Consider the following 5402-nt stretch of genomic DNA (forward strand, 5'->3'; position numbering starts at 1 on the left):
GCCGCCCAGCACGATGATGGTCAGGAACAGCAGGTTGGACCAGATGGCGACCACGGCGACCATCCGGCCGCGGCCCACCGGCCGCTCGTCGACCCCACCGGTCGGGTGCGCGGTGCGCCGCCAGACGAGCGCGGCGGCGAGCAGGGCACCGACGGTGGCCAGGGCGGGCAGTACCACCCCGACCGCGATGACGCCGCGCAGCGGCAGCGCCCCGATCCGCTCCCTGCCGCCGGCGCAGGTCAGCTCGTCGATGCCCCAGACGGCGAGCAGGTGCACCGCCCAGGCGATGGCGCCGCCGAGCACCGCGTACCAGAAGAGCAGGCCGCCGGTGAGCCGGGCGCGCGGGCCGGGGTGGGTGCTCATCACAGCCTCGGCGAGAGGTAGACGGTGAACAGGATCGCCGCCCACACGAGGTCGACGAAGTGCCAGTAGATGGCGGCGTTGCGTACCCGCTCGTGGCGGTGGGCGCCGAAGCTGCCGCCGCGCAGGGACGCGGCGAGCAGCCAGCTGATCATGGTCAGCCCGACCAGCACGTGCAGCCCGTGGAACCCGGTGATCAGGTAGAACAGCGAGCCGTACGCGTTGGTGGTGATGGTGAACTCGCGCAGCTTCTCGGCGTACTCGCTGGCCTGCAGGGCCAGGAAGGTGATGCCGAGCACGAGGGTGGCGGCCAGCCCGGAGCGCAGCCGCCAGCGTTGGCCCTTGCGGATGCCGTGCTCGGCCCAGATCACCGGCAGGCTGCTGGGCAGCAGCACCGCGGTCATGACCAGCGGGACCAGCAGCTTCGGTTTGCTGATGCCGTCCGGCGGCCATGGGCCACCGTGCTGGAAGCGCAGGTAGAAGTAGCTGCCGAGCAGCGTGGCGAACAGGGTCGCCTCGGTGGTCACGAACATCACCATGCCCCACCAGCCGGTCGACCGGCCCACCGGCAGTTCGGTGGTCAGCGCCTCCGTACCGGTGGCGGCGGAAAGGCCGCTGCGTGCGCTCATGGCTGCACCCCGAGTTCCCGGTCCGGCCGCCGGGGCGGCCAGAGCCAGACGGCGATGGTGATCGCCACGGCGACCACCGCGACGGCGGCGACCGGATACCAGGCGAACAGCATCGCGGTGAAGAAGACCAGCATCGCCAGGGCGAGCAGCAGCGGTTGCAGGGAAGCCTCGGGCATCTCCACCGCCCGCTCGCGGCGGCCGTCGAGTTCGCTGGTGAACAGCGTCCGGCGCCCGTCGGCCAGGATCCGGTCGCCGGTGGCGCCGGCGCCCATGGACTCCCGGCTCGCCTCGTCCCACGTCGGGTGCACGCTGTGCACCTCGGGCAGGACCGGGAAGTTGTACGGCTTGGGCGGCGAGGCGGTGGACCACTCCAGACTGTCGCCGCCCCACGGGTCCGGCGGCGCCGGCCGCCCGCGGCGGATCGCGTGCAGCACGCCGATCAGGACCAGCAGCAGCCCGAGCCCGAGCAGGTACGACCCGATGCTGCTGACCAGGTTCCAGCCGTCCCAGCCCGGCTCGCTGCGGTAGGTGTAGACCCGCCGCGGCATGCCGAACAGCCCGTAGAGGTGCATGGGGAAGAACGTGACGTGCATGCCGGCGAAGACCAGCCAGAACGCCCACCGGCCGAGCCCTTCGTGGTACATCCGGCCGGTGATCTTGGGCAGCCAGTAGTAGATGCCGGCGAGCATGGGGAACACCGCCCCGCCGATGAGCACGTAGTGGAAGTGGGCCACGACGAAGTAGGAGTCGGTGACCTGCTGGTCGAAGGCGGTCAGCGCGAACATCGTGCCGGTGAACCCGCCGAGCACGAAGGTCACGATGAACCCGATCAGGAACAGCATCGGCACCTTGAGCACCAGCCGGCCGAGCGCCATGGTGGCCAGCCAGGCGAAGATCTGGATGCCCGACGGGATGGTGATGATGGTGCTGGCCGCGCTGAAGAAGCTGTAGGACAGCCGGGGCAGGCCGGTGGCGAACATGTGGTGCACCCAGACGCCGAACGAGACGATCGAGATGGCGACGATGGCGAACACGATGAGCGGGTAGCCGACCACGCCGCGCCGGGTGAACGCCGGCAGCACCGCCGAGACGATGCCGAGACCCGGCATGACGATGATGTAGACGTCGGGATGCCCGAAGATCCAGAACAGGTGCTGCCAGAGCAGCACGTTGCCGGCGGCGCCGGGGTCGAAGAAGTGGGTGCCGAAGCGCCGGTCGAGGAAGAGCATGGCGTTGTCGAGGTTCAGCGCCGGCAACGCGAAGATCACCATGAACGCGGTGGCCACGATCGCCCAGACGAACAGCGGCACCCGGTTCAGCGACATGCCGGGCGCGCGCAGCTTGAGCGCGGTGACGATGAAGTTGATCGAGCCGGCGGTGGTGGCGATCCCGAGGAACAGCAGGCCCAGGCTGTAGACGTCCATGTGCAGGCCGGGGGTGTTGGTGCGCTCGGTCAGCGGCACGTACGCGAACCAACCGCCGTTGGGGGCGGCGCCGAACGGCAGGCTGGCCCACATGAACAGTCCGGCGAACAGGAACACCCAGTAGCCGAACGCGTTGAGCTTCGGGAACGCCATGTCCCGGGAGCCGATCATCAGCGGGACCAGGAAGTTGCCGAACCCGAACAGCATCGGGGTGGCGAACAGGAAGATCATCGCCGTGCCGTGCATGGTGAAGAGCTGGTTGTACTCCTGCGGGGAGAGCAGCCGCGACTCCGGGCGGGCCAGTTGGGTACGCATCGCCAGCGCGCTCAGCCCGGCGAGGATGAAGAAGAACCCGGCGGTCACCAGATAGCGCCGCCCGATCTTCTTGTGATCGGTGGTGCTGAACCAGGAGCGCAGCGAGGGGCGCTCCCCCCAGTGCTCCTCCAGCGCGGCCAGATCCTCCCGGCTGGCCCCGGGCGCCGGCGCCGCGGTCGTGGACATCCTTCCCCTCCCTCCGCTCACTTCAGCGACTGCAGGTACGCGATCAGGTCCGGCAGCCGGGCCGGGTCCACCGGCTGCGGCGGCATGTAGTTGCCCGGCTTGACCGTCTGCGAGTTGGCGATCCAGCCGCCGAGGTGGCCGCCGTCGTTGGGCACCGCCCCGGCCCCGATGCTCCAGCGGGAGCCGACGTCGGACAGGTCCGGTCCGACCCGGCCGCCCGCGCCGGTCCCCCGGATGGCGTGGCAGCCGGCGCAGGTCCCCTGCACGAACGCCTCCTGGCCGCGGCGCTGGGCGTCGGTCTGCGGGGCGGGGGCCGGTGCGGAGAGTCGGGCCACCCAGGCGTCGAAGGCCGGCCGGGGTTCGGCGACCACCAGGAAGGCCATGTGGGCGTGCTGGGTGCCGCAGTACTCCGCGCACTGGCCCCGGTAGCTGCCGGCCCGGTCGGCGTGCAGCCAGGTCTCGCGTACCTCGCCGGCGATCAGGTCGGTCTTGGGCATCAGTTGCGGCACCCAGAAGCTGTGCAGCACGTCCGCGGCCCGCAGCCGGACCAGCACCTTCTCCCCCACCGGGATGTGCAGCTCGTTGGCGGTGGCGCCGTCGACGCCCTGCACCCGTACCTCCCACCACCACTTGTGGCCGGTGATCTCGATGGTCGGGGCGCGCGAGCCCGGATCGTCCCCGAGCGCGGCGAGGTCGCGCAGGCCGACGGCGTAGACGGTCACCAGGATCACCAGCGGGATGCCGGCGCCGGCGATGGTGACGAACCGCAGCGGCTGCCCGTGCCGGACGCGGACGTCGGGGCGGCGGCGGACCAGCAGCGCCCACGCCAGCACGGCCATGACCTCGGCGAAGACCGCCATGGAGATCCAGAACAGCAGCCACCACAGGTTGGCGACGCGGCCCGCTCCGGAGCCCGCGGGGTCCAGCGCGGACGGCGCCCCGGAGGAGCAGCCGGCGAGGGCCAGCGCGCCTCCCAGCACCACGGCCGGGAGCAGCCGCCGGCGCCGGCGCTCCGCTTCGGAGCCCCTCGTCACGTCGCGTCTCGTGTCCACCGGCACCGACCCTAGCGATTACCGAGGTATGTGCTGGCTCTTACCGGAATTTGACGAATCCTCCGTTTGGTCCGTTTAGAGTCGGTGCTCGGGACACAGCCGGGCAAGCGCCGACGGCGCGGACAGGAAGAGCATGCCAACCACCACCGTGGACCTGACCGCCGACAACCCACGGGGGGCCCACGCGCGCCGCACGACGGCCTGGATCGCCGCGGGGCTCGCCACCGCGGCCGGGCTCACCGGCGGAGTCCTCGCACCGGCGGACGCCACGCAGGGGCAGGCGCAGCGGCTGATGTACCTGCACGTGCCGGCCGCCTGGGTGGCGTATCTGGCGTTCGCCGCCGTGCTGGCCGCCAGCATCGCCCACCTGATCAACGGGGACCTGCGCTGGGACCGCGTCGCCCGGGTGAGCGCGGAGATCGGGGTGGTGCTCACCGCCGTGGCCATCGGCACCGGATCCCTGTGGGGACATCTGGTCTGGGGCACCTGGTGGGCCTGGGACCCGCGGCTGGTCAGCACCGCGCTGCTGCTGCTGGCGTACACCGGTTATCTGACCCTGCGCCGGGCGCTGGCCGAACGCACCGGCGGACCCGACGGCGGCGACCCGCGGATCGCCCGCCCGGCGGCCGTCGCCGGCATCGCCGGCTTCCTGCTCGTCCCCGTCGTCCACTTCTCGGTGCTCTGGTGGCGCTCGCTGCACCAGCAGGCCACCATCCTCGCCCCCGAACGGCCGCCGATCGACCCCCGGATGGCCCTCGCGCTGCTGCTCGCCATGGCGGCGGCGACCACGGGCGCGCTCCTGGCCCTGGCACACCGCATGCTGTGGCTGGAACGCCGGCTCGCGGCCGGCGGCGGGACGCCGACGGCGGCGACCGGCACCGGCCGGCGCAGCCCGGCGCGGGTGAGATGATCCGCCGGCCCGGACGCCTCGCGCTCGTCGCGGTGCTGCTCGCCGCCGGCGGCCTGCTGGTCACCAGCGCCCTGCGCGACACCCTCACCTACTACCGCACCCCGGGTGAGGTGCTCACCGACCCGGCGGCCGGCCGCCAGCGCGTCCGCCTCGGCGGCGAGGTCGTCCCCGGCTCCCTGCGCCACGACGGCGACCTCGTGCTGTTCCAGCTGGCCGACGCCGGCCACCGGGTGGCCGTACGCCAGCGTGGCGTGCCCCCGGAAACCTTCCGGGAGGGCGAGGACGCGGTCGTCGAAGGGCGCCTGGGCACCGACGGGGTGTTCGACGCCGACCAGGTGCTGGTACGCCACGGCAACGAGTACCGCCCCTCCTCCCCCGCCCACCCGGAACCGTCCGATGCTCGGTGACCTCGGCACCGGCGGCCTCGCCGCCGGACTGCTCGTCGCCCCGCTCGCCGCGCTGCTCTGGCTGCGGGTGGCCCTGCTCGGCGCGCCGGCCCGTACCGCCCGGCTGGCCACGCTCGGCG

General features: G+C 72.3%; 6 protein-coding genes. 2 read left to right on the forward strand and 4 right to left on the reverse strand.

Going from position 1 to position 5402, the window contains the following annotated elements; all coding sequences use genetic code 11:
• The 4 genes from ACWEVO_RS29025 to ACWEVO_RS29040 all read right to left on the reverse strand — a co-directional run.
• Nucleotides 1–363, reverse strand: a 363-nt coding sequence (locus ACWEVO_RS29025; RefSeq protein WP_452310660.1) for a hypothetical protein, incomplete at its 3' end; no start/stop codon positions are given.
• Nucleotides 363–989 (reverse strand): cytochrome c oxidase subunit 3, encoded by a 627-nt coding sequence (locus ACWEVO_RS29030; RefSeq protein ID WP_452310661.1) that lies wholly within the window; start codon nt 987–989, stop codon nt 363–365. The genes ACWEVO_RS29030 and ACWEVO_RS29025, both read right to left, overlap by 1 nt.
• A complete protein-coding gene (ctaD, locus tag ACWEVO_RS29035; protein ID WP_452310662.1) occupies nt 986–2914 on the reverse strand; it encodes a cytochrome c oxidase subunit I in 1929 nt (642 codons plus the stop codon). Before ctaD ends, ACWEVO_RS29030 begins: the two co-directional genes overlap by 4 nt.
• Before the next feature lie 17 nt (nt 2915–2931).
• Nucleotides 2932–3966: a cytochrome c oxidase subunit II gene (locus ACWEVO_RS29040; RefSeq protein WP_452310663.1), complete on the reverse strand. Its 1035-nt coding sequence runs from the start codon at nt 3964–3966 to the stop codon at nt 2932–2934.
• Between the two features lie 133 nt (nt 3967–4099).
• Here ACWEVO_RS29040 and ccsA point away from each other — a divergent pair, with 133 nt between their 5' ends.
• Entirely contained in the window at nt 4100–4876 is a 777-nt protein-coding gene (ccsA, locus tag ACWEVO_RS29045) for a cytochrome c biogenesis protein CcsA (protein ID WP_452310664.1), read from the forward strand.
• Nucleotides 4873–5283, forward strand: a complete 411-nt coding sequence (locus tag ACWEVO_RS29050; RefSeq protein ID WP_452310665.1) for a cytochrome c maturation protein CcmE — start codon at nt 4873–4875, stop codon at nt 5281–5283. The genes ccsA and ACWEVO_RS29050 overlap by 4 nt, the downstream gene beginning before the upstream one ends.
• Nucleotides 5284–5402: the final 119 nt, after the last annotated feature.

It is taken from the genome of Micromonospora sp. NPDC003776, assembly GCF_053605645.1.